Origin of the sequence: Chitinophaga rupis, from assembly GCF_900109685.1 — a bacterium.
GTDB classification, from domain to species: domain Bacteria; phylum Bacteroidota; class Bacteroidia; order Chitinophagales; family Chitinophagaceae; genus Chitinophaga; species Chitinophaga rupis.
In genome coordinates this window covers 1172941-1196457 of sequence record NZ_FOBB01000002.1, presented here as the reverse complement: position 1 = coordinate 1196457, position 23517 = coordinate 1172941, and the positions used below count along the sequence as shown (strand labels likewise).

General features: G+C 48.0%; 18 protein-coding genes. 6 read left to right on the top strand and 12 right to left on the bottom strand.

Annotation, left to right across the window (positions count from 1 at the left end):
• Window positions 1–366: 366 nt before the first annotated feature.
• The 3 genes from BMZ54_RS11740 to BMZ54_RS11730 form a co-directional block, all read right to left on the bottom strand.
• Entirely contained in the window at window positions 367–822 is a 456-nt protein-coding gene (locus tag BMZ54_RS11740; RefSeq protein WP_089911014.1) for a DUF3276 family protein, read from the bottom strand.
• Between the two features lie 165 nt (window positions 823–987).
• On the bottom strand, window positions 988–2784 hold the full coding sequence (locus BMZ54_RS11735) for an ABC transporter ATP-binding protein (RefSeq protein ID WP_089911011.1): 1797 nt from the start codon (window positions 2782–2784) through the stop codon (window positions 988–990).
• A 250-nt stretch (window positions 2785–3034) separates the two neighbouring features.
• Entirely contained in the window at window positions 3035–3964 is a 930-nt protein-coding gene (locus tag BMZ54_RS11730) for a phosphoribosylaminoimidazolesuccinocarboxamide synthase (RefSeq protein ID WP_089911008.1), read from the bottom strand.
• 496 nt (window positions 3965–4460) lie between these two features.
• On the opposite strand from BMZ54_RS11730, the gene BMZ54_RS11725 reads away from it, so the two are divergent.
• Together BMZ54_RS11725 and BMZ54_RS11720 are read left to right on the top strand one after the other, a co-directional pair.
• A complete protein-coding gene (locus BMZ54_RS11725) occupies window positions 4461–5480 on the top strand; it encodes an amidohydrolase family protein (RefSeq protein WP_238386556.1) in 1020 nt (339 codons plus the stop codon).
• Window positions 5481–5632: 152 nt separating this feature from the next.
• Window positions 5633–6256, top strand: a complete 624-nt coding sequence (locus tag BMZ54_RS11720) for an energy transducer TonB (protein ID WP_162277521.1) — start codon at window positions 5633–5635, stop codon at window positions 6254–6256.
• Between the two features lie 592 nt (window positions 6257–6848).
• Here the strand turns inward: BMZ54_RS11720 and BMZ54_RS11715 are convergent.
• Entirely contained in the window at window positions 6849–8216 is a 1368-nt protein-coding gene (locus BMZ54_RS11715; RefSeq protein WP_089910998.1) for an exonuclease domain-containing protein, read from the bottom strand.
• Window positions 8217–8472: 256 nt separating this feature from the next.
• Between BMZ54_RS11715 and BMZ54_RS11710 the strand changes: the two genes are divergently transcribed.
• The gene (locus BMZ54_RS11710; RefSeq protein WP_089910995.1) at window positions 8473–9006 is read left to right on the top strand and encodes a YceI family protein; all 534 of its coding nucleotides are present in this window, start codon (window positions 8473–8475) and stop codon (window positions 9004–9006) included.
• Between the two features lie 370 nt (window positions 9007–9376).
• Here BMZ54_RS11710 and BMZ54_RS11705 read toward each other — a convergent pair whose 3' ends face one another.
• Complete coding sequence (locus tag BMZ54_RS11705; RefSeq protein WP_089910993.1) at window positions 9377–9964, bottom strand: DUF4142 domain-containing protein; 588 nt, start codon at window positions 9962–9964, stop codon at window positions 9377–9379.
• Window positions 9965–10107: 143 nt separating this feature from the next.
• Here BMZ54_RS11705 and BMZ54_RS11700 point away from each other — a divergent pair, with 143 nt between their 5' ends.
• From BMZ54_RS11700 to BMZ54_RS11690, 3 genes are all read left to right on the top strand, one after another.
• Window positions 10108–10965 (top strand): alpha/beta hydrolase, encoded by an 858-nt coding sequence (locus BMZ54_RS11700; protein WP_089911940.1) that lies wholly within the window; start codon window positions 10108–10110, stop codon window positions 10963–10965.
• 52 nt (window positions 10966–11017) lie between these two features.
• Window positions 11018–11617 carry a hydrolase gene (locus BMZ54_RS11695; protein WP_089910990.1) on the top strand — a complete coding sequence of 200 codons (600 nt, stop codon included), beginning with the start codon at window positions 11018–11020 and terminating at the stop codon, window positions 11615–11617.
• Between the two features lie 137 nt (window positions 11618–11754).
• Window positions 11755–14136, top strand: a complete 2382-nt coding sequence (locus BMZ54_RS11690) for an ABC transporter permease (protein ID WP_089910986.1) — start codon at window positions 11755–11757, stop codon at window positions 14134–14136.
• Window positions 14137–14260: 124 nt separating this feature from the next.
• Here BMZ54_RS11690 and prfH read toward each other — a convergent pair whose 3' ends face one another.
• The 7 genes from prfH to BMZ54_RS11655 all read right to left on the bottom strand — a co-directional run bounded on the left by prfH (window position 14261) and on the right by BMZ54_RS11655 (window position 23385).
• Window positions 14261–14878, bottom strand: coding sequence for a peptide chain release factor H (gene prfH / locus BMZ54_RS11685; protein ID WP_089910983.1), 618 nt, complete (start codon window positions 14876–14878; stop codon window positions 14261–14263).
• A gap of 2 nt (window positions 14879–14880) precedes the next feature.
• Window positions 14881–15624: a hypothetical protein gene (locus BMZ54_RS11680; protein WP_089910979.1), complete on the bottom strand. Its 744-nt coding sequence runs from the start codon at window positions 15622–15624 to the stop codon at window positions 14881–14883.
• 301 nt (window positions 15625–15925) lie between these two features.
• Window positions 15926–16684 (bottom strand): helix-turn-helix domain-containing protein, encoded by a 759-nt coding sequence (locus BMZ54_RS11675; RefSeq protein ID WP_238386555.1) that lies wholly within the window; start codon window positions 16682–16684, stop codon window positions 15926–15928.
• A gap of 100 nt (window positions 16685–16784) precedes the next feature.
• Window positions 16785–17765 (bottom strand): aldo/keto reductase, encoded by a 981-nt coding sequence (locus BMZ54_RS11670; RefSeq protein ID WP_238386554.1) that lies wholly within the window; start codon window positions 17763–17765, stop codon window positions 16785–16787.
• A 228-nt stretch (window positions 17766–17993) separates the two neighbouring features.
• On the bottom strand, window positions 17994–19058 hold the full coding sequence (locus tag BMZ54_RS11665) for a phytase (RefSeq protein ID WP_238386553.1): 1065 nt from the start codon (window positions 19056–19058) through the stop codon (window positions 17994–17996).
• Between the two features lie 179 nt (window positions 19059–19237).
• Window positions 19238–20521: a hypothetical protein gene (locus BMZ54_RS11660; RefSeq protein ID WP_089910967.1), complete on the bottom strand. Its 1284-nt coding sequence runs from the start codon at window positions 20519–20521 to the stop codon at window positions 19238–19240.
• Between the two features lie 110 nt (window positions 20522–20631).
• A complete protein-coding gene (locus BMZ54_RS11655; RefSeq protein WP_089910964.1) occupies window positions 20632–23385 on the bottom strand; it encodes a TonB-dependent receptor in 2754 nt (917 codons plus the stop codon).
• Window positions 23386–23517: the final 132 nt, after the last annotated feature.

The window sequence follows — 23517 nt, the reverse complement described above, 5'->3', positions numbered from 1 at the left end:
ACGTGGAAAAGATGAAAGCGCTGCCCACGGGCCACCGTCCCGGATGAGTTACGGCATGCCTTCCAACATTCGTAATTCGTAATTAATTATAACCTCAGGTTTAACGTTACTGTAGTAACAGAAAGCCTGGGGTTTTTCTTTTACGGCATGCAATCAGATTATAATAAAATTCTCTTTCAGAAAATGTATGATATGATCATAACATTCCCCGCTGTGCTGGGCAGGCTATGCACCGCTTTGTACGGGGTCGTAATTGACCATTCGTAATTCGTAATTGAATAATTCGTAATTGAATCTGGTTCCTAATTGCAAAAAAAAACCTCCGGAAAAGTCCGGAGGTCATATTCTTGAATAAGAGTAAAAATCTTACCATTTGTCTACATCATCGCTGTGAGAGGCGGCAGCAGCGGCGGGCGCAATGGCCGGCTCAGCTACTTCAACAGGTGAAGGTGCGGGCGCAGCGGCAGCAGCAGTGGCTTCTGCAACTACATCGTTACCGTCGTCTTCACCATCTTCTCTCACGTAGTCGTGGTTGTAAGCATCAAAGTCGAAATCAGGCATCAATTCGGTTTTTACATAATTGATGGTTTCGGTTAATGCATTCAGGAATTTGTTGAAGTCCTCTTTGTACAGGAATACTTTGTGCCTGTCGTAACCGTTGTCATTGAAACGTTTTTTGCTTTCTGTAATTGTCAGAAAGTAGTCGTTTCCCCGAGTGGTCTTTACATCAAAGAAGTAAGTTCTTCTTTTACCCGCTTTCAATCGTTTAGAAAAGATGCTATCGTTGTTTCTTTCCTGTTGATTGTTGTTTTCGTACGCCACAGTTGATAGATTTAAGTGTTAACGAATCAATCCAATTTATCAATATTCAATAAGCAACAAATATACTATTGTTTTACAAATATCAAAATAATTTTAAATGATTTTGATAAGTGATCAAAAAGAGTTCCCGATAAAGGGCCAGCGGTATATGTAAAAAAATGATTTCTATTCAGTTACAGCTTCCTCCTCCCCGGATTGTTGCCGGGCGTACAGCTCAGCGTAGTAGCCGTTTAATGTCATTAATTGTTCATGCGTTCCCGTTTCTACGATCCGGCCTTCGTCCAGAACGATTATTTTATCAAACTCAAACAGCGCAAAGATGCGGTGTGTTATAATAATAGCGGTTTTGTCTTTCAGATAGGCGTACAGGTTACCGATGATCTCTTTTTCCGTGCGGGCATCCACCGCCGACAGGCAATCGTCAAAAACCAGGATGTTGGGATCCATGATCAGCGCCCGTGCAATAGAAATGCGCTGCTTCTGGCCACCGCTCAGGGTTACGCCCCGCTCCCCTATCATGGTATCAAAACCCTCATTGAAATTCAGGATATCCTTTTCCACAGAGGCCTGGCGGGCGGCCTGTTTTACGGCTTCCAGGTCAGCGGCAGGCGCGCCGAACCGGATATTGTTCGTAATGCTATCCGAAAACAGGAACACATCCTGCGGTACATAGCTGATCTGGCCGCGCAGGCTGTCCAGCCGCAGGTCACGGATATCGTGGCCGTCTAACAGCACCCTGCCCTGCTGCGGATCGTACATGCGTAACAGTAGCTGCGCCAGGGTTGACTTACCGGAACCCGTACGGCCTATAATGGCTACTTTTTGTCCGGGTTCAATCGTAAGCTCAAAATCTTTAATAGCCTGGATACCTGTATGAGGGTAGGTAAAGGAAACCTTATCAAAACGGATACTGCCTTTCAGCGGTATGGCCTGTGCGTTCTCTTTATTCTTAATAGTGGGCTCCAGCTGCAGGAACTCATTAATACGCTGCTGCGATGCAGCGGCACGCTGGATCATGGAGGCTACCCATCCTATGGAAAAGAACGGGAAAATGAGCATGTTCACATAGATCACAAACTCCGCCAGGTTACCTACGGTAATATTACCATGGATCACCTGTATGCCCCCTATAAAGATGGTGAGTATAACGCTTAGCCCTATCATGAGCGACATGGCAGGCTGGTACAGGGCATCTGTTTTGGCAAGGCTTACAGAACTCTGCTTGTAATCTTCACTGGCCTGTGCAAAGTGCTGCGCGGTAGCATCTTCCTGCACATATGATTTTATTACACGGATGCCGGAATAAGATTCCTGTGCAATGGAGGTCAGGTTGGAGAGCTGTGCCTGTATACGTTCACTTTTACGGTGAATGATGCGGTTCACATAATAAATGGTGAGTGCCAGCACCGGCAGGGGCGATAAAGTATATAAGGTAAGGGTGAAGTTCACCTTTACCATCAGGTACACGATCATTACCAGCATCAGGATGGTGCGGGCGGCATACATTATGGCCGGCCCTACGTACATGCGCACCCGTGATACATCTTCCGTAATACGGCTCATCATATCGCCGGTGCGGTGCATTTTAAAGAAGTTGAGGTCCAGCCGCTGGTATTGCTGGTAAATATCGTTCTTGAGGTCGTATTCAATATGGCGGCTCATTACAATCAGCGTTTGCCGCTGCAGGAACATGAAAAAGCCGCTCAGTAAAGCAGAGAGTAAAATGGTAACGCCGTAAAAGGCCAGCACGCGGGTAAAGTCGGAACGGAATACGCCCTGGATACCGGTATCGCTGATCATGCGGTAGTTATCCAGGTTTTGCGCCAGCAGGTCAAAGATCTGCCGTACCATTACGGGTTGAAAAATGCTGAATACAATGGAAATGGAAGTGAACAGCAGCCCCAGAATGAACAACCATTTATATTTAACAAAGTATATATTCAGCGCTGCAAGATGCTTCATCTCTTTTTGTCTAATAGCTAACCGTTATAATTAATAAGTAAGGATTAATAATTAATAGATTAACGTTTGTTGCTTGTTAGGATTACAGGTTTCCGGTTACAGGTTTCACAGGTACAAATGTAATGAAAAAGCGAAAAGCATAAAGCAGAAAGCAAAAAGCTTTTGCCTTTTGCTTTCCACCTTTGCTTTCCGCTTTATGCTTTGTGCTTTATGCTTTGTGCTTTGTGCTTTCTGCTTTAAGCTTTATGCTTTATGCTGTCTTAAGCGACTCGATAATTTTCTTTTCTATCTCCTCAGGGGTTACATCTTCTTTTACGAATTTTTGCCCCGTGATATTTTCAAACAGCTCTATGTAACGGTCGCTTACGCTTTTTACAAAAGCTTCGTCCATTTCCGGTACCTGCTGGCCATCCTTGCCCTGGAAACCTTTTTCCATCAGCCATTCCCGTACAAACTCTTTACTAAGCTGTTTCTGCGCTTTACCGGCTTTCTGGTTTTCCTCGTAGCCTTCTGCGTAGAAGTAACGGGAAGAGTCCGGGGTGTGCACTTCGTCAATTACATAAATGGTATCGCCGATCTTACCAAACTCGTACTTGGTGTCTACCAGGATGAGGCCGCGTTTGGCTGCCAGCTCCTTGCCACGCTCAAACAGCGCCAGGGTATATTTTTCCAGCTGGGTATACTCTTTTTCACTTACCAGGCCCTGTGCTATGATCTCCTCACGGCTAATGTCCTCATCATGCCCTTCGTGCGCTTTGGTAGTGGGCGTAATAATAGGTGTGGGAAAGAAATCATTTTCTTTCAGGCCTTCGGGCAGCTTTACACCGCATAATTCGCGTTTACCGCTTTTATACGTTCTCCAGGCATGGCCGGTAAGGTTACCACGTACTACCATTTCCACGGGGAAGGTCTCACATTTCAATCCGATCGTCACATTTGGCAAAGGCACAGACTTAACCCAGTTAGGCACAATGTCTTTGGTGGCTTCCAGCATAATGGCGGCTACCTGGTTCAAAACCTGTCCTTTGTAAGGAATGGGTTTAGGCAGTACTACGTCAAAAGCAGAAATACGGTCGCTTACCAGCATTACCATCAGCTGATCATTAATAGTATATACGTCGCGTACCTTGCCTTTATAAAAGGCTGTTTGTCCCGGAAATTTGAAATCAGATGTAAGCATCAGTAAGAAAAATTATAAATTAACTGAAATGAATGGTTTACGTAAACTAACGATGCGCAAAAATACAGCCTGAACGCAATAAATCGCATGTTTGATGCAAGAAATTGCGTGTTTAGTGTATAAACTGTTTATCCGGCCCGGGAAAATGTAGCCTGGAATACCATTACCCATAAAAAAATCCCCACATGCCAATTAAAAATCCCCGGCCCTGCCCCCTCTTTTTATCCGGTTAGCCGGAAAAAAAATTTACACATCACAGATCATATATAATATATGATGATTTAAAATTAGTTATCATCTGAAAACGATGTGAATATGTGATGTTAATTATTAATAGAATAAAAAATCTTATATTAATTATTAGTATTTATTAAAAATTCGTAATTTGAGACGTGATTTAACTATGACCCAGAACCTAAGCAGGTACTCGCTTTTGCTACATATCGGGCTGATAATCACCGGTTGTGCACAAGGCCAATCGAGCCAAAATGGCCATATGGATTTTGAGAAATATGACCCGGTTTCTACCCTGAAGGTGCCGGAACATATCCTCACCAGAGCTAAATATCCATTCATTGATGTACACAATCATCAGTGGAATATGGGTAGTCAGGACCTGGGGGCGCTCGTGAAAGAGATGGACGCCCTTCATATGCAGGTAATGGTGAACTTAAGCGGCGGCAATGGCAGCCAGCTTAAACAACAGGCAGACAATATCAGGGAACATGCGCCAAAGCGGTTCATAGTGTTTGCCAACATTGACTTTGACGGCATCGGGCAGCCGGGCTGGACCACCAAAGCGGTACAGCAGCTGGAGCAGGATGTTAAGAACGGAGCCAATGGACTGAAGATCTTTAAAACGCTGGGGCTGAGTGTTAATGACAACACCGGCAAACGGGTACCGATAGATGATCCGCGGCTGGACGCCATCTGGGACAAATGCGGTGAGCTGAAGATACCCGTACTGATCCATGCGGCAGACCCTGCACCTTTCTGGGAGCCGATGGATGAAAAAAATGAGCGCTGGCTGGAGCTGGCCTCCCACCCCGGCAGGCAAAGAGGTCCTAAAAACCCCGCGCCCTGGGCACAGATCATTGAGGAACAGCACAGGATGTTTAAAAAGCATCCGAAAACCACCTTTATTAACGCCCATTTTGGCTGGTATGCAAATGACCTGGCAAAACTGGCGGAGCTGATGGAGGAGATACCTAATATGTATGTGGAGTTTGGAGCAGTGATAGCGGAGCTGGGGCGGCAGCCCATTATGGCCCGTACGTTCTTTGAAAAATACCAGGACCGCATCCTTTTCGGGAAAGATTCCTGGGTGCCATCAGAATACGCTACTTACTTCCGTGTGCTGGAAACAGCGGATGAGTACTTTCCGTACCATAAAAAATATCATGCGTTCTGGCGGATGTATGGAATGCAGCTGCCGGACGGGATCTTGAAAAAGATCTATTATAAAAATGCATTGAAGATCATTCCGGGGATTGATAAAAGCGGATTTCCGGATTAAGAAAACAGTATTTGTGGGGGACACAAATGCCGGTGAATCAAATAGTAATCAATTAAAAATCCAAAGCTATGGAAAAGCTTGCCGAACACACCGACTTACTAAGAAAACATGAAAGAAGCATTAACAATTCTAATTCAATAAAACAACGACCTATGAAGAAGCAATTCTTAGGAGCAGCCGTACTTTTAGTTATGGCGCTAGGCTGTTCTCTGCAATCTAAGGCGTCTAATGACACCGTTTATTACAAGAATGGTGCTATCCGTTTTATTATCAACAAAGGGGACAATGGTACAAACACCTTTGTGCAGTTGAACGGAGAAGGCGGCGAGAACCTGATGAAACCAGGCCGCTGGTCTTACAATTATTTTGACAGCCGTCAGATCCAACACGGGTACACCATCCAGGACAACACCGTGGCTGACGCATACTGGATCCGCCAGCGTAATGGCAAGGCTGATACTGTATTCACTACCATCACTTACTCACAGGAGCAGCAACAACAGCTGGCTGATGCTACTGCCTCCCTGTACGCTAACCTGAAGTATCCTTTCAAAGCTAAGGAGAACGGTGTTAACGGTACCGTGTATGTATCTTTTGTAGTGAACAGTGACGGCAAGATCAGCGAGCTGGAGCCTATGACCAAACTGGGTTATGGCCTGGAAGAAGCTGCCGTAGATGCTGCCAAACAGCTGAAGTTTACGCCGGTTGCGTATAACGGACGTATTGTAAGCATGTACTTTGAGCTGCCGGTTAAGTTCCTGTTACAACAACAGTAATCAGTAACTTTCCAGGGGCCTGTTACCGAAAGGCGTTCCGGGTTCCCGCGGCTATTTCTATTATTGTTTTGAATGTGATGTTGTTGCCTGCTTGTCCAGGGTATATGATGTCTGTTTTCGTGAGCACGGGCGCTCTGTATTTGATCAGTTTATGACAGTTACTTTTTAAAAGTTTCGTTTCGTTTTAAATTAAGAGATCAAAGGACACACAGTTTTCATTTTACTGCTGATCATACAGAAAGCCGGCATTGTTGCATCATACGGGGACAAACACTATCTACCAGCATTGTACCGGATCCGGTACCAGGATATTTATGGCCTGTAAAAACCAAAAGGGTGTACCATACAGTTCGTCATTCATACCTGCGCAACAGCAACACATTCTTTCAATAATGATTTTTGCGCCTTTCAAACAGATCGATAGTTAAGTCCATGGTCCACAGTCGATGGTCCATTGCCTGCCGCGAGAGGAATGTTGAGCGTGGAGAGGCTGATGGGATCCATATGTTACTACCGGCATACCGGCCGGGGGTCGATTGATCTGCTATCGTTTTTCATTTTAACGTAGGTGTGGAGTGTGGAATCCGGGTTGTTACAATGGTAACAAACGGGCCGCTTTGCCGGTTGCATGCAGCCGGATCAGGTTTTGGATGTATTCATTTTCGGGGTACTGCGTAAGGAAATCCTTTAGCTGGTCACTACCGGTAACGGCTACATCCCGGGGAAGGTATCCCATGCCGTAAAAGCGCCCTTTTTCCATTAGTATACAGCTCTGTTCATCAACCCCTCTCCCATGACCCATTATTACAAATGACGGCTGTTGCTGTTGCAACCAGTCTATGGCTTCCTGCACCCTGTTATTATACAAGGCTGCGGGTTCTTTTTTTTCACAGGCGCCATGGCAGGTATGCTCCTGCAGCGGTAAGCAGGCGCCATTCCCCTTTTGCAGAAAACACAGCCTGGGACACAGATCAAACTTCCGGATGAGGTTCCGCAGCAGCTGATGCCCCTCTACCAGCAATTTAAATACATGGAGGGGGTTGGAATACTTACGCCGCTTTTCAATGGCCAGGCGTAAATACCCGTCCTGGTCCTCAAAGGTGTAAAAGCCGTAATTGAACTCCACATGCTTTTGGGCATAATTATATACAGGCCATAGCCGCTTTATCTCCACAGATTCCAGGATCTCCGCCATTAGCTCCGTACCGGTTATTTCATAACTGATGCTGTAAATGTTCCGCAGGAACTCCTGGCGCCGGTGCCCGGCATTATTGCCCGTAAAATGGCTGTTCACCCGCTTGCGCAGGTTGCGGGCCTTGCCTACATACACCACCTTCCCCTTTTGATCATGAAAATAATATACGCCGGGGTTGGCGGGCAGCTGCTTTACCTGCTCCGGCGGCAGGTTGGGCGGCAGGAACTGCTCCTTGGAGCCCACCTTAAGGGCGCCGGCAATAGCCTGCTCCGTATCACGCTGCAGCAGCAGCTCAAATAAACGTACGGTGGCAGCCGCATCGCCGGCAGCGCGGTGGCGCTGCAATACAGGGATCTGCAGGGAGCGGCACAGGTTACCCAGGCTATACGATGGCAGGCCCGGGATGATCTTACGCCCCAGGCGTACCGTGCAAAGCTTTTTACACTTCAGCTCATAACCATGGGCAGCCAGCTGATGCTGTAAAAAGGAATAATCGAAATTAACGTTGTGGGCTACGAAGATCTTATCATGCAGCAGGCCGTAAATGTCTTCCGCCAGGTTTTCAAAACCGGGCGCTTCCGCCACCATTTCATCGGTAATACCGGTGAGCGACTGTACATAATATGGAATGGGCATGCGCGGATTTACCAGGGTATGATACTCCTGCACTACCTGCAGGCCATCATACACAAAAATGGCTACTTCCGTAATGGCATTGGCGCTGGCATGGCCGCCGGTGGTTTCTATGTCAACAATGGCATACATTTTTGTGAAATTACGAATTAGTCAATTACGAATTACGAATTGGTAGTTCAGGGTGGAAGAGTTTCGGAATATGGATAATATAGGATATTACAGGAACATTACGAAGCATTGAACATGTACCAAAGTGCTGTACATAATTCGTAATTATTCATAATCATAATATCTTTTCAATGGCATTCATGAATGCTTCGCATTTCGTAATTGATTAATTCGTAATTTTCTCCACCTTTCAACTTATCACTTAAAACTACTTCATATGGCAGTCTCCAAATGGGTCCTTGACCCGGCACACAGCTCGATAGGATTTAAAATTAAACACCTGATGATCTCCAGTGTTTCCGGCCACTTTACTAAGTTCAGCCTGGAAGCGGAAACGGAAGAAGAGGATTTTACTACGGCCAAAGCCGTTTTTACTGCAGACACCGCATCCGTATCCACCGGCAATGATGACCGGGACCGGCATCTGCGCTCGCCGGAGTTCTTTGACGATCATGCTTTCCCTAAGATCACCTTTGTACCGAAGAAATTTGAATCTGTGGATAATGATGGGTCCTATAATGTAACCGGCGACCTTACTATCCGCGATGTAACAAAATCAATAACTGTAGGTGTGGAATTTGGCGGCGTGGTAAAAGATCCCTGGGGAAATACTAAAGCCGGTTTTACGGTAAGCGGTAAAATTAACCGGAAGGATTTTGGACTGAACTGGAGCGCCGTAACTGAAGCCGGTGGCCTGGTTGTAGGCGATGATGTACGCATTCATTGCGAGATAGAGCTGGTGAAACAGTAGCAGCCCTACGGGCCGCAGTCGATGGTCCATGGTCCATTGCCTGGTGCGCGAGGGATATTGAACGTGGAGAGGCAGGTGAAGTTCACGGACAATAATCCACAACCTGGGGTCGAAGAATACTGAAATGGGAAAGGCAGGAGCCAGCCATGATACTGGCAAAACCTGATTGTGCAAATATGCAAAAGGCCATGGTCTATCGACCGTGGCCTTTTGTTCAAAGAATATTGGAAAAATGGACAGACCCGCGCCCAGCACTATATCGCAAACCATCATACTCGCTGGACTGTCAACTCAGATCCGTGGGCTGTGGTCCGCCACGCAGTATGCAATGGACTATGGACCATCGTCCATGGACTGCGGCCGTAGGCCGTTACTTCTTCTTCAGCGACTCCTGTACTGCCTTAGCAGAATCCAGGTGAGCGCGTAAAGTGGGCAGCGTCTTGGCGGCAAATCCTTTCAGGTCAGCATCTTTCAGATCTTTGGAGGCCTTGTCAAACATGTCAATATCGTCATTATGGTCATCTACCATCATATCTATATAGGCTTTGTCAAAATCTTTACCGGTCTTTTTGCTCATGTCCTGGATATGCTTGCTATGATCTTCACCTACGCTATCCGGCAGGGTAACATTTTTTGAAGCGGCCAGGCTTTTCAGCTCTTCATTGGCTTTGGAGTGATCCTGCACCATCATTTGCCCAAAAGCTTTTACGCGGGGTGAGCTGGCATTCTGCTGGGCTATTTCACCTAGTTTTACTTCCATCATACCACCACTGGCAGCTTTTACTGCAAAATCTGATGATTCTTTGTCTACCGGTGCTGTTGCTTCATTTACATCCTTAGCGCTGTCTACGCTATCGTCGTGGCTGGCATTGGTGTTGCCCCCGCCGCAGGACTGCAATGCAAAAGGCAGCAGGACAGCGAGTAATAAAGTGTTCCATTTGTTCAGTACTTGTTTCATAACTAGTTGTTTTGGTGATTGATATGCTTCTGCCACCTTTGGATACAAAAAGAGTACCTAATCATGAAAATGGGGAAATGCCTATAGAAAGCGTAGGTACAAATGGCATTAAATTGTATTTTGTATGGAATAAATTCCACTTTATGAAACATCCTTTATGGCTATTTTGCATCATTATGAGCAGTTTTTCCAGCGTTGCGCAACAACAGACAGTCATTCACTTATGGCCGGGTGCGGTACCAGGGGAAACAGCTGCCAAGAAAGCGGCCGTGCCTACGCCGGATACCAGCAGGCATGTAATAAGATTAACGGATGTTACAGACCCTATCCTTACCGTATACACGCCCAAAGCCGGTGTACCTGACCTGCATACGGGTATTGTTGTTTGTCCTGGTGGCGGTTACAGCATACTGGCCATTAACCTGGAAGGTGATGAAATTGCACAATGGCTAAGCGGGTTGGGATATACCGCTTTTGTATTGCAGTACCGTGTGCCGCAAAAAGAAAAAGGCGCGCTGCAGGATGTGCAAAGGGCCCTGCGTATTGTGCGCAGCCGGGCAAAAGAATGGCAGCTGAATAAGCAAATAGGCGTATTAGGCTTTTCTGCCGGTGGCAGCTTAAGCGCACGCGCAGCTACTTTATACGAACAACATAATTATACACCGGTGGATGATGCGGACGCCCTCTCCTGCCGGCCCGATTTTGCATTGCTTATATACCCGGCCTATCTCGATAAAGGCCCGCAGCGTACCCTGACGCCGGAGCTGACTGTGAATGCCCAAACCCCGCCCATGTTCCTGTTTGCTACGGCAGATGATACCTATGGCAACAGCGCGCTGGTAATGGCAGGTGCCTTACGCGACGCTAAGGTGCCCGTAGAATTACACTTTTATGCCCACGGTGGGCATGGATACGGCTTACGGCCCGGCAACCCTGCTGCAGATGTGTGGCCCGCATTGGCAGAGAAATGGCTGCGGAGAATAACGGCAGGGCAGCCGTAATTACGAAGCGATTTAAACCCTATTCATCATATTAAGCAAACCACTTTACTGCATGGAGATCTTACCATTAGGAAGAACAACATTCGGCAACCCGGCGAATGCCGGCAATGTACTGTCGAAAGAGGATGCGAATGCCCTGCTGCGCGAATGGGTAAAGAACGAAAAACTACAGCTGCACATGCGGCAGGTAGGCCACCTGATGCGCTGCTGGGCCGCTGAAAATGAAAAGCTGGATGAAGCGGGGCAATGGCGCTGGGAGCTGGCCGGCTTACTGCATGATGCCGACTGGGACCTTTGGCCGGAGCTGCATTGCCGCAAGATCATTGAGGAGCTGGAACGCCTGCAGGTAGATCCTGAAATAATAAGAGCCATCGCCTCACACGGCCCCCGCTATTTTGGCGTGGAGCCCGAAAGCAATATGGATAAAATGTTATACGCTTTTGATGAGCTTTCCGGGCTGGTACATGCCTACTCCCTTATGCGGCCCGATGGTTATGCCGGGATGGATGTTAAAGGCGTAAAGAAACGGCTGAAAGAAAAATCCTTTGCTGCAAACGTATCCCGGGAAGATATCCAGGATGCGTGTATGCGTGCAGGTATTGCGCAGGATGAGCTGATAGGCTTTGTGGTTGCCAATCAGCTACAGCATTAAAAAGTATAAAACTGAACACGGCGTGTGCGAAACCGGACAATTAATAAAATCAAAGGAATTGAAACTTATTGATTATTAACGGGTAAAAAACAGGCACTTTTCTGGCTGCAGTGCTGCTGTACCCTGAAACTAAGCGCATGTTCAAAAACTATCTCCTTCTCGCTCTCCGCCAGCTGCGCAGGAACCGCGGCTACTCCTTTGTCAATATTTTCGGGCTCGCCACCGGCATGGCAATCGCCCTCGTCATAGGCATCTGGGCAGTCGACGAGCTTTCCATCGATCAGCACATTCCAAACGGCGACCGCGTTGTGGAGATCATGCAAAATCAGTGGCCAAAGGGCCAGACCAGCGAGAAAACACCGCCCTCGTATGTAGGTACTACCGTGTCCGCGGCCCTCAAGCCCTGGCTGCAAAACGGAAACTATCAGGATGTTTTCACCCATACGGCGATGGCCCTCTGGGCCGGCCAGCATTTGCTGGTTAACGGCGACAAAAGCATCGCCCGTACAGGCACCTCGGCGGAGTATACCTTCCCGCTCATTTTCGGCTACCATTTCCTGAGCGGCGCCGCCGGGTCCATGCGCGATCCCAACACCGCCCTTATTTCAAGGTCAACGGCTATTGCGCTCTATGGCACAGAGAACGCAGTCGGTAAAACCTTTAAATATGAAAATCGCCGTCCGTTCATCGTTGGGGGCGTCTATGCTGATCAGCCCACGAACAGCAGCTTAAAGGACTATGACTTCTTTATCTCAATAGCCAATGAGGAAACCAGCTGGGTCAGAAATACCAACAGTTTTGAAGCCCATAATTGCCGCATGTACGCGCTTCTCGCCGGTAATGTCACTGCCGCACAGGCGACAGCCCGCATCAAGAATATCTGCAGCCCGTTTGTGAAGTATGCGTACGAAAACTACAAGGTGCTTCCGTTCAAAAGCCTGTATCTGCATTTCGATGATGCCAGCTCCATCGGCGAGGGCCGTATCGTCTACGTCAGAATGCTTGGGCTCATCGGGATCTTTATCCTCTTGCTGGCCTGCATCAATTTTATGAACCTGGCCACGGCCCGCAGCGAAAAACGCGCGAAGGAAGTAGGCATCCGTAAAACGGCCGGCTCGCTGCGTGGTCATCTCATCGCCCAATTCCTCGCTGAATCGGTCCTTCTCGCCGTCCTCTCTTTTGTCCTCGCCGTTGCCCTGGCGGCCCTGACCCTGCCCTGGTTCAATCAACTGGCTGGCAAAACCATGACTTTCCCCTGGACGAACCCACTATTTTGGGGTCTTTCATTGATCTGTACCCTGCTCACCGGTCTGCTGGCCGGCAGCTACCCGGCTTTCTATCTCTCCGCCTTCCGGCCGGTGAAAGTCCTGAAAGGGACATTCAAAGCAGGTAAAGGCGCCGGCAATCCGCGCAGGATCCTCGTTGTGGCCCAATTCTCCATCTCGCTCGTACTGATCATCGGTACCATTGTCGTATTCCGTCAGATCCAGTTTGCCAAAGATCAACCGCTGGGCTATGATCAGGCAGGACTGATCACTGTTCCCGATAATACGCATGACCTGGACACTCATTATGAAGCCCTTCGCAACGGCTTGCTCAACACGGGCATGGTCGCCAATATGGCCAATTCCTCCGCGAACCTCAACGGATTTTATCAGAATAATTTCCCCGAATGGGAAGGAATGAGTGAGGAAGCAAAAACCTTCTCGTTCCGCGGCATTTTCGTTAATGCCGATTTTGGTTCCACTATCGGCTGGAAGATCCTCAAAGGACGTGACTTTTCCCGCGCGCACTTGAGTGACAGCACGGCTGCCATCGTTAATGAAACGGGTGCCCGCATCCTCGGATTTAAAGATCCCATCGGCAAGACCATCAAATATGAGGGGAAGCCCTATACCATCATCGGAGTTGCGAAGAACATGATCAGCAATAGTCCCTATTACCCGGTGCAGCCCGCAATCTTCATGGGCGAAGGTGGCCATGACGTCTTTACGATCCGCATTAAACCTGGTACGCCGCTACGCACTGCCCTCGCCGCGATAGAACCCGTCTTCAAACAATTCAACCCGGCCACCCCCTTTATCTATTCTTTTGTTGACGAAGAGTTTCAAAAGAAGTTTAATACGGAATCGCGGATTGGTAATCTCGCAACGGTGTTTTCCGCTCTGGCTATCCTTATTTCCTGTCTGGGCCTCTTCGGTCTCGCCTCCTTCGTCGCTGAACAACGTACAAAGGAGATCGGCGTCCGCAAAGTACTTGGCGCCCGCGTTACGGGTCTCTGGGCGCTGCTTTCCGCCGACTTCATAAAACTGGTGGTGTTCTCCATGCTGATCGCGATGCCCCTTTCTTACTACTGCATGGATCAATGGCTTCAGCACTATGCCCTTCATACCTCCTTATCCGCATGGATCTTTGTGATCACCGGCGTGGGTTTGCTGCTCCTCACACTGGCAACGGTCAGTTACCAGGCGTTGCGGGCAGCATTGATGAATCCCATCAAAAGCCTCCGCACCGAATGATTTTGACGAAGTATTTCCTATTTGTTTGTTCAGGTAGTGCTATTACAAATTATAATACCGGAGGCCGGTTCTTCATTTGAAGTACCAGCCCTCCGATTATTAATTATTCATTCTTAATTATTAATTATAACAGGTCCTCTTTAATAGTTCTAACGGCATTCCCTCTCTCCAGCACATTATGTTCCTGCCACTGGTGCTGCTGCTGCGCTACCAGCTGTTCCGTTTGCCAGGCCAGCACTTTGGCTTTCAGGCGCTGCAGGCATAGCTTTTTATTCATGATCTGCGAACGGCCGTCCATAGCCAGTACCTGTATACCGGAGGGCTGATGGATCCCTCTTACAGCGGTTTCCACTTTATTCACATGCTGCCCGCCAGGGCCGGAAGCGCGGCAGGTTTCAAAGCGCACATCCCTATCATTCCACTGCATTTGCTGCTGCACATCAAAAATGGAAATACCGGCAAACCAGTTCCTGCGCTTGTGCATTTTGCGGTAAGGGCTTGTTGCTATCCAGCGAATGGTGCCCTGCCATTGCCGGGCAAAACTTTCAAGGTTATTTCCTTCTGCCGTTAAGGTGGCGGAGAGTAAGGTGCCTTTGATATCAGCCGGTTTGTTATCTATTACTGTTATATTAATACCCGCCCTGCGGGCTTCTTTTAATACCAGCTCCTGCACTTTGGCCACTACCCTGCAACATTCGGCAGGGCCGCGGCCGGAGCTGATCTGTATAATGATCTTGTCCATTGTTATTGTTGTTGATCGTTGTATACTTCACTGAGTATATCTGCTAAAGATTTTTGTTTAAAAGGATTGGGCGGCAAGGGCGCACGACTGAGGTAATGGTACATTTTGCCATCTATTTCTTTCCCCAGCTTATGCCGCAGGTGATGGGTAATGATCCTGTTCTCCAGCCGTTGAATTTCCCCATCCAGCGTGCCATTTACCATTTTTATATGGGTAATGATGCGCGGCTTTACTTTAAGGATAAAACGCCAGCGTTCACTGAACACATAGTAGATGCTTATCTCCTTTGTGTGCTTATGCGTTCTTTCTTCCCGGTGAAACAAAAGCTTTTCCTGTTCCGTTAATTTACAATCACGGCTAAAGAAGCAGCGTTCACTAAACTCGCGCAGGTATTGCGGTTTATCTACCCAAACCTTTTTCCGCTTCCACTTTCTTTTCTTTATTCTGAATTTTTTATCGTTTGAATATTCAACGGTATTGATCTTGTTGAGCAGCTCCTGGTAAAAGGCGGCCTGTCTGCTGGTAGCCACGTCAGGGCGCAGTATAAAGGTCCGTAACCATCCCTTCTGGTAAGGGCGTGCCAGTGGCTGCAAAGGCAATTTGTGTTTAAGCTCATCCAACCGTTTCTCCTCTTTGCGGAGGCGCCGCAGGTATTTATGAAAATCCTTTATGCGCGCCCTTTTCTTTTGCCGGGCCGTTCTGATCCTGCAATAGCCGTCCTCAAGCGGCCATTCATTCGCTTGCATAACATGCGGTTATGTCATCTGTAATAATTGTTGCTATGAAGATTCGTCCTTACGCAAAGGATATATTCCTTGTAGGGTTAAGGCTGCTCAGACCATAGTCCATGGTCCATAGCCTGCTGCGCATAGTAAGCTTGCGCGTATACTCATTACTTTATTACCATTAAATAATACAAAAGGAATGCGCACCGGCCTGAAAGGCAGCGTTAGAAGGAAATTATATGTGGGTACGTTCGATCATGGGTATTGTGTATTTAGAGGTTACACAATATTTTTTATTCGGGGGCAAATATATAATTAATAATTAAGAATGCAAACTCTCGCTGGGCGCTTTACCGAACTTCTTCTTAAAAGAATGTGAGAAATGGGAAAGGCTTTCAAAGCCTAAGTCAAGGTAGATGGCAGATGGTTTTTTATGTTTATGTTCTATCAGGTGCCGGGCTTCCGCCAGCCTTCTGTCCTGCAGCCACTGCCGCGGGGCCATGCCGAATACTTTCTGGAAATCACGCTTGAACCCCGCAAGGCTTCTGCCTGTGAGCTGCGCAAATTTTTCAATAGGAACATTGAAATGAAAATTGCTGAGCATGAATTTTTCCAGGTCTATCTTATGGGGTTCGGAAAAGTCGAACAGGAACTCCTTCAGTTCCGGCATGGCATGCAGCAATAGCTGTATGGCTTCTTTTACTTTTAACAATCCCAGCGCATGGGTTATCTTTTCCTCCGGATGGCGGATGTAAGGCATCACGGACTGGAAAAAGCCACGCAAAAAATCGTTTTCAGGAATAAGAATGTTGCTTGGGCCTGTATATTTTTGCCCTATTTCAATCTGCTCTTCTAGGGCAAACTTCCTGAGCATATCTTCGTCCAGGCAAATAACAATGGTTTGGTACTCCTCACCTTCCAGCGGCATTTTGGTAAGCTCTCCCAGCTGATTTTTCCGGATCAGCAACATCTGGCCCCGTCCCATCGAAATGCGCTCGCTGGCAGTCTCCATCGTAAACTGTCCGGAAACCTGTAATACCAGCGCGCTGAATTCAAAAAACCCTACCTTCTCCTTTCTCATAGCTGAGAGATAAGAGTAAAATAAAACCCCGGGGATTATTTCAGTTGGATTTATCATTCAGTAAAGATATTAAATTGACGGGGCTTATTTGCAGATGCTCCTAGCGCTGCAAATAGGTACCGCCCAGTATGGCGCCCGGCGAAAAATGGGTGTTAAGGGTATTCATCTCTTCAGGCGTGAAGCTGATCTCCATAGCCTGTATGTTCTCCGGCAGCCGTGATCTCCTGCTCATGCTTACCAATGGCATAATATGATCGCCCTGTGCATTCACCCAGGCAATGGCCAGCTGTGTAGGCGTGGATCCTTTTTCCTTTGCCATGGTTTTCAATACTTCCACTTTCTCCAGGTTCTTTACCAGGTTCTCTCCCTGGAAACGTGAAAAGTGATTGTGGTAGTCATTGGCTGCAAGCGGTGCTTTCATTTCGCCGGTAAGTAAGCCCTCGGCAGTATTGGCAAAGGCCACCACTCCTATACCCAGCTCTTTAGCGGTGGGAAGCAGGTCTTTTTCTATCTGGCGGTCGGCCAGTGAATAGCCTATTTCCAATGCTGTTACAGGGTGTACGCTATTTGCCTTCCGCAGCTGATCTGCAGTGATCTCGGATACGCCAAGGTAACGCACCTTTCCTTCTTTGATCAGATCAGCAACAGTTCCTATCACATCTTCCAGGGGAACGCTGTTATCTAATCTGCACGGCTGGTAAAGATCAATGGTATCTATACCCAGGCGCACCAAAGAATAGTTGATGAAGTTCTTGATGGCTATAGGCCGCAGGTCCAGTCCAATGAATTGACCGCCATATATGATACCGCCAAATTTTACGCTGATGAAAGCATCGTCCCTTCTGCCTTTGATGGCTTTACCTACCAGCAGCTCATTATGCCCGTGGCCGTAAAAGTCGCCGGTATTCAGGAAATTGATGCCGCTGTCCAACGCCTGCTGAATAGTGGCGATGCTCTCATTTTCGTCACTCCCCTTGTTTCCCCAAACGGGCGACATGCGCATACAGCCTAATCCCAGTTTAGATACAAGTGGTCCATTCTTGCCCAGGCTGATCTTTGTTATTGTTGTCATTGTTGTCATTGCCGTTATTTTTATTGATTAACAGCACAAAGATCAGCTTTTGAGTTCTCTGACCGGTTTCCTTTGCGGCTCAATTTACTTGTCTGTATGGCTCACCCTCCGGGTATACCAGAAATAGCGGTGCTTCATACAGATAGTGACTGTGTACAGTTAATTATTAACTTTCCAGACTGCCATTACCAATACGAAGCACCTCTATTTTACGAACGCCTGCCTTACGATTATTAATTATTCATTCTTCATTATTAATTCTTCAATTGCGCGCCAGTCGTAGTAATGAAACGTACGGTCGGTGCTCATGGCTACAAAAAGTCCTTTGGGAAAACGTGCGCCCAGCGCTACGTTCGTAACATCGGAACCATCGCTGTTCATGGCAGATACCAGGATCTTTTTCAGTAAAGTATGCCGCTGCGGATTGCCGGCATCGCCTTCACGGCGGTAAATATTAAAGCTGTTGGCGTCCTGGTCTGACACCAGGATATAACCTGTGGCCGGTCCGGTTTTATAAATGCTGATACCCTCATTATCTGCCCGGAACTCGTGCTGACCAAAGAGGGATAGCTCTGCATCTCCTTTTGCCGGATCTGCGTAGTACTGGCGGATGCCGGATTGCTCATCAGAATAATAAACGTAGCCCAGCTCATTATCCACCGCAACACTTTCTATTTCCTTTTTAGCGCTGTATTGGCCAAATTTTCGTACCAGCGTGGCTGTTACCTGTCCTTTGCCATTATCCTGCAGTCGGTACTGCCACAGGTATTGGGTTGCAGGGCCGGTTTTACGGCTTACAATGGCAAAGATGGCGCTGTCTGAAGGGCGTGTATACAGACTGATGCCCATGGGGGCCCGCTCCTGCTCTCCTTCAAATACCGGGATGCCGTTGCCATCCACGGCTTGCATATCCGGCAGGCGGTAAATACGCAGGCTGTTGGTTTCCCGCTCTGTAGTAACGGCAATGTCTGTGGGCTGCCCGTTCAGGCGCAGGCCGTAGGCTATGTCTACGTTATTAGGCCGCTTAAGGCCGCTTACTTTTTGTACAACTTTTCCCTGCAGGTCAAATACATATAGGCCGCCATCACTGTTCTTGTCCGTGCCAATGATAAGGCTATGTGCGGTATCGGCTTTGTTGATCCAGATGGCGGGATCATCGGAATCATATAACACCGGTTCAGTAACTACTACCGGCTGCAGGGCTTTGCCCCTGCTAAGGGTGGTATCCTGTATAATGATAGGTCCCTGCTGCCCCTGGCAGGATTGCAGGGCAAGTGGAAGAATGAAGAGGAAGTATTTCACTATTGTTTGTTTTGAGCTAAGCTGAAAGCGGAAAGCATAAAGCATAAAGCTTTTAATGCGAGCTAAAAGCGGAAAGCATAAAGCCCTTAATGCGAATGCTATGAGCGAATGAAGTACATTTTGCTTTCTGCTTTCTGCTTTATCCTTTATGCTTTCTGCTTTCTGCTTTGCGCTTTATGCTATTTAACACCAAACGCCCCTATATAATCAGCCGCTTCGGGAGATGTATAGGTAACGCCATTTACAGTAAGGCCGGCGGAATAGTTACGTGTAATACCGGTCTTGCCTTTAGTTAAAGCGGGTGAGCCTGCCTGCAGGTGAAAGTCCCAGCTGGCATCAAAAGTGGCGTTATTTACGTCGGTGTTTAAAGGATAGCTTACAAACTTAGGATCATTAGCGCCGGCAGTAGTAGCAGTAATATCGTTAGCGCCTGCAATGATCTCATTAGAAGGCTGGAACTGATCCACAGCAGTTTGCGTATAGCCGTAGTAGAAAGTGTTGGCTATTACAGAGCGGCCGTTGGCGCTGTCTTCCGGGTTACCTTTATCGCGTTTAATGCCATAACGGTCATTAGCCAGCAGGTTATTGTACAGGTTTACGCGTACACCTTTCTCTACCCAAATGGAGCCGCCTTTGGTAGTAGGCCTTCTCCAGCCTGCATTTACAATAGTATTGTTATAACCGATCACAAAAGCCTGGGGCGTACGGTCGCCACTGTTAGACAGCTTCAGACCATTGGTATTAGGGCTGTACACCAGGTTAAAAGCCACATCAGCCACGCAGCCGGATTTTATATTAATAGCATCGCCATTGGCAATACCGGTGGTGTGTATAGTGTTCTTAGCAATCAGCACTTTACCGCCTTCCAGGTACATACCATCTTCATAAAAATTACGGATGGTGCTGTTCATTACTACCAGCTTACCATTCACATTGCTGTAATACAGGGCGGGCACACGCTCGCCTGCTGCAGCTTTATACAGGCCTGCTTTTACAGATGCTGATTCTTCTGTAGTTACGGCGCCGCCATATTCCAGGATGGTGTAGTTCAAAACCAGTTCCGTGCTGGTAGGGCCGGCAATAATACCACCCCAGAAACCACCGAACTGGTTAGCGCTGGTTTTCAGGTTATCGGGCACAGTGAACTTTACCGGGTTTTGTGCGGTACCGTTGCTGTACAGGTTACCTTTTACAATGAACTCAGGCTTTACAATAGTATCGCTGAATAATACGGTTACCCCTTCCTCAATAGTGAGGGATTTACCCTCTGCGATCTGCAGGGAGCCGGTTATCTTGTACACATTGCCTTTGGTCCAGGTACCGGATACGTCGCCGGAAATCGCGGTGGTATCAACTTTACCGGGATTAGGATCAGGATTATTGTTACTGTCTTTGCTGCAACTTGTGAATACCGCTGCTGTTACCAGCAAGGCCATAACCGGATGTTGGAAAAGCTGTTTCATTTTTTTGATGAGTTTTAATAATGTGTTGATGTACTAATGTGCTGGTTTATTTAATACGCTTTGCGCTTTCTGCTTTATGCTTTATGCTTTCCGCTTTCTCCTTTCCGCTCCTAAAACTTATACCTCGCCCCCAACAAATAAGCGCGCTGGTAATAATCACGGCGCACCAGTACTTTGCCGCTGTCTGTCTGGTAGGGAATGGCATCTGTATTATTGCGCGGTTTGTGGATGTATACTTCCATGGGTGTATTCAGCAGGTTGTTTGCTTTGGCAAAAACGCTGAAATGCCCGAAGGTTTTTTCCATGGAGAGGTCCATTTGTATAAAACCTTTCTGCCACTGGTCATCATCTATAAACTCTGCAACCGTTACAATACGGTCGCCCGTGTAAGTGCCCGCCAGCTGCGCATCCCAGCCATAGCGGGCATTCCTGTATAATAAGGTAAGGTTGCCGATGTGTGCAGATTGTCCGTACAGCGGCCTGGTTTGCTCCGGCGTAATAATGGCAAAATCGCCATTGGCATCCCGTACGCGTTGTGCCTTGGTAGTGGTGATGCTGGAATGGGTATAGGTATAATTGGCTTTGATGCCAAACTGTTTTACGTATTTAATGAAATCCAGCTCCAGGCCGTAGTTGGTAGCATTACCAAAGTTGCCCGGCATGTAATAGCTATCCTGCGGGCGGCGTGGATCGCGCTGCAGCGTGAACTCAATAGGATCTTTAATATGTTTGAAGAACACGCCGGCCATCAGCTGTTCTGTGGCCTGCGGGAACAGCTCATAGCGCACATCAATGTTATCGGCAATGGCATGTTTAAGATCCGGATTGCCTTTTTCAGAATACTCTTCGCGTACAATAGGCGCCGGCACCAGCTCTGCAAAGCCCGGGCGGTTCACGGAGCGGAAGTAGGACGCGCGGATGTTGGTCTTATCATTGGCCATGTACCGGAAGTGTAAGCTGGGCAATACATCTGTATAGGTTTGATTGGCGCTGGGGCGGTCCTCACCAATAGGTACCTTCATTTCATAACCCTGGTCAGTAGCCTCTACACGGGCGCCGCCGGTTACTTCCAGGCGGGGCGCTGCTATTTTAAACTGCAGGTAACCGGCCTTGATCTTTTCCGTGGCAGAGTAATTAAGCGCAGAGCCTACGCTACCACGCGGGTTATCTATTACCCATTGAATTTCCGTATAGTCGTTAAAGTCTTTACCATATTCTGCCTGCAAGTTGGCGGGGTGGAACTGGTAGTTATTATAGAAGTTGGTACGCTGCTTATCGCGGTACAGGCCCCCCAGCCTCCACTCTACCGGCACACCGGCTACAGGCTGGTTATATACCAGGTGCAGGTACCCCGCCAGGTCGCGGTCTGTATTATACTCCCAGCTGCGGGAGGCGTTGCCTACCGTGGTACGGGTTTGCTCAAAGTGTTGTTCTATACCGCTCAGGGGAATGGTGGTATTATCCGGCTGGCGGTTGCTGGCTTTGGAATATACGGCCGCCCATTGCAGCTGCAGCTTGTCCAGCAGCTGGTGATCGCCCTGCAGGGTACTGTTATAGATCTGCTGGCGGGTAATGCGGGAGCGGGTATTAAAGCTAAGGGTAGCGTTACCATTCTCCGGATCGTAACCGCCAATGGTAAGCTGTGTGCCCACGGCATCACGCACCTGTGTGTTAGCCAAGTGCATAAAGGCATTGTACCATTCCAGGTGGTGGCGGCTGTTAAACCGGAAATCCAGCTTTCCGTGCAGCCCATAGCGTAGCTGCTCCTCTGAATACTGGCGTTGCTGCATGCTGGTAATGGTAACCCCGCTGAACGTATCTACCTTTTCTGTATTAAAGAATAAGCTGTTGCTGCCACGGTAAGTATGCTGCAGGCTGCCGGCCAGTATAATACCCAGGCGGTTATTAAGGTAGCGGTTACCTACAGAAAGGCCGCCTACCAGGTTAGGCATAGGCCGCTGCTGTTTATAGTCAGCGGTGGCATTGGGAAAATCAGCCGCAGTAGCATTATACTGATTACCGTTTATCTCATAGGGCGATTTTGCATTTATCCCGCCTTTATTAAAGCTCATGAAATCGCGGTTAAAGAATAATTCATTATAACCGGTAGCCAGGTTGGCATCTACGGCCAGGTGATCCGGCGCATCTTTCATTACCATGTTCACTGCGCCACCCACGGCATCTCCTTCCATAGAAGGCGTAAGCGCTTTGTATACCTCCAGGCGGTCGAGCAGCTCCGCGGGGAAAATATCCAGCGGCACGTAACGGTATTTATCATCAGGACTGGGAATTTTTACGCCATTCACCAGCGTATAATTGTAACGTTTATCCATGCCGCGCATAATGGCGTACTGCCCATCGCCATTGCTGTTACGCTCCACGGAAATGCCGGACACGCGCTGTATCACGTTTGCCACCGTAAGATCCGGCGACAGCTTAATGGCCTGCCCGGAAACCACGTTCATCACCTGGCTGGCATCACGCTCAATTAAACGGGCGGTGCCTTCTGCTGCTTTATTGGTTTTGCCGGCCACTATTACTTCATGCAGCTCTTTTTTATTACCGGGTTCCAGGGTAATGTCTGTTACAGGCATTCCTGTTTCAGTTACCGTGATCTCCTGCACCCTGGTTTTATAACCGGCCAGGCTAATACTCAGGTGGTAAGTGCCGGGCGCTATGTTCTTTATATTAAAGGAGCCATCCAGGCCGGTAATATCGTACAGGCCTTTTTCTTCCAGCATCACGGTAGCGCCGATAAGCGGCTCCCGGGTAGTATGGTCCGTAACCCGGCCTTTGATGTTACCTGCCAGTACCGGCAGCGTGCACACGATAAAACAAAACAGGAAGTAAATTTTGCGCAGCATATATTTATTTGACGGGGCAAATGTGCAAAGGCCGCTTTATGCCGCCAAGTTTTGGGGGTTAACAAAAAGGAAACACCGTTACAAAGGGCGTGAACAAGGGGGCAACAACGTGAACAAACCAGCGATAATTAT

What these genes read in the sequence shown, in the direction of transcription:
- BMZ54_RS11735 (WP_089911011.1), bottom strand. Translation starts at nt 2,784, where the DNA reads ATGAAGCATCTTGCAGCGCTGAATATATACTTTGTTAAATATAAATGG.
- BMZ54_RS11730 (WP_089911008.1), bottom strand. Translation starts at nt 3,964, where the DNA reads ATGCTTACATCTGATTTCAAATTTCCGGGACAAACAGCCTTTTATAAA.
- BMZ54_RS11725 (WP_238386556.1), top strand. Translation starts at nt 4,461, where the DNA reads ATGGATTTTGAGAAATATGACCCGGTTTCTACCCTGAAGGTGCCGGAA.
- BMZ54_RS11720 (WP_162277521.1), top strand. Translation starts at nt 5,633, where the DNA reads ATGAAGAAGCAATTCTTAGGAGCAGCCGTACTTTTAGTTATGGCGCTA.
- BMZ54_RS11715 (WP_089910998.1), bottom strand. Translation starts at nt 8,216, where the DNA reads ATGTATGCCATTGTTGACATAGAAACCACCGGCGGCCATGCCAGCGCC.
- BMZ54_RS11710 (WP_089910995.1), top strand. Translation starts at nt 8,473, where the DNA reads ATGGCAGTCTCCAAATGGGTCCTTGACCCGGCACACAGCTCGATAGGA.
- BMZ54_RS11705 (WP_089910993.1), bottom strand. Translation starts at nt 9,964, where the DNA reads ATGAAACAAGTACTGAACAAATGGAACACTTTATTACTCGCTGTCCTG.
- BMZ54_RS11700 (WP_089911940.1), top strand. Translation starts at nt 10,108, where the DNA reads ATGAAACATCCTTTATGGCTATTTTGCATCATTATGAGCAGTTTTTCC.
- BMZ54_RS11695 (WP_089910990.1), top strand. Translation starts at nt 11,018, where the DNA reads ATGGAGATCTTACCATTAGGAAGAACAACATTCGGCAACCCGGCGAAT.
- BMZ54_RS11690 (WP_089910986.1), top strand. Translation starts at nt 11,755, where the DNA reads ATGTTCAAAAACTATCTCCTTCTCGCTCTCCGCCAGCTGCGCAGGAAC.
- prfH (WP_089910983.1), bottom strand. Translation starts at nt 14,878, where the DNA reads ATGGACAAGATCATTATACAGATCAGCTCCGGCCGCGGCCCTGCCGAA.
- BMZ54_RS11680 (WP_089910979.1), bottom strand. Translation starts at nt 15,624, where the DNA reads ATGCAAGCGAATGAATGGCCGCTTGAGGACGGCTATTGCAGGATCAGA.
- BMZ54_RS11675 (WP_238386555.1), bottom strand. Translation starts at nt 16,684, where the DNA reads ATGAGAAAGGAGAAGGTAGGGTTTTTTGAATTCAGCGCGCTGGTATTA.
- BMZ54_RS11670 (WP_238386554.1), bottom strand. Translation starts at nt 17,765, where the DNA reads ATGACAACAATGACAACAATAACAAAGATCAGCCTGGGCAAGAATGGA.
- BMZ54_RS11660 (WP_089910967.1), bottom strand. Translation starts at nt 20,521, where the DNA reads ATGAAACAGCTTTTCCAACATCCGGTTATGGCCTTGCTGGTAACAGCA.
- BMZ54_RS11655 (WP_089910964.1), bottom strand. Translation starts at nt 23,385, where the DNA reads ATGCTGCGCAAAATTTACTTCCTGTTTTGTTTTATCGTGTGCACGCTG.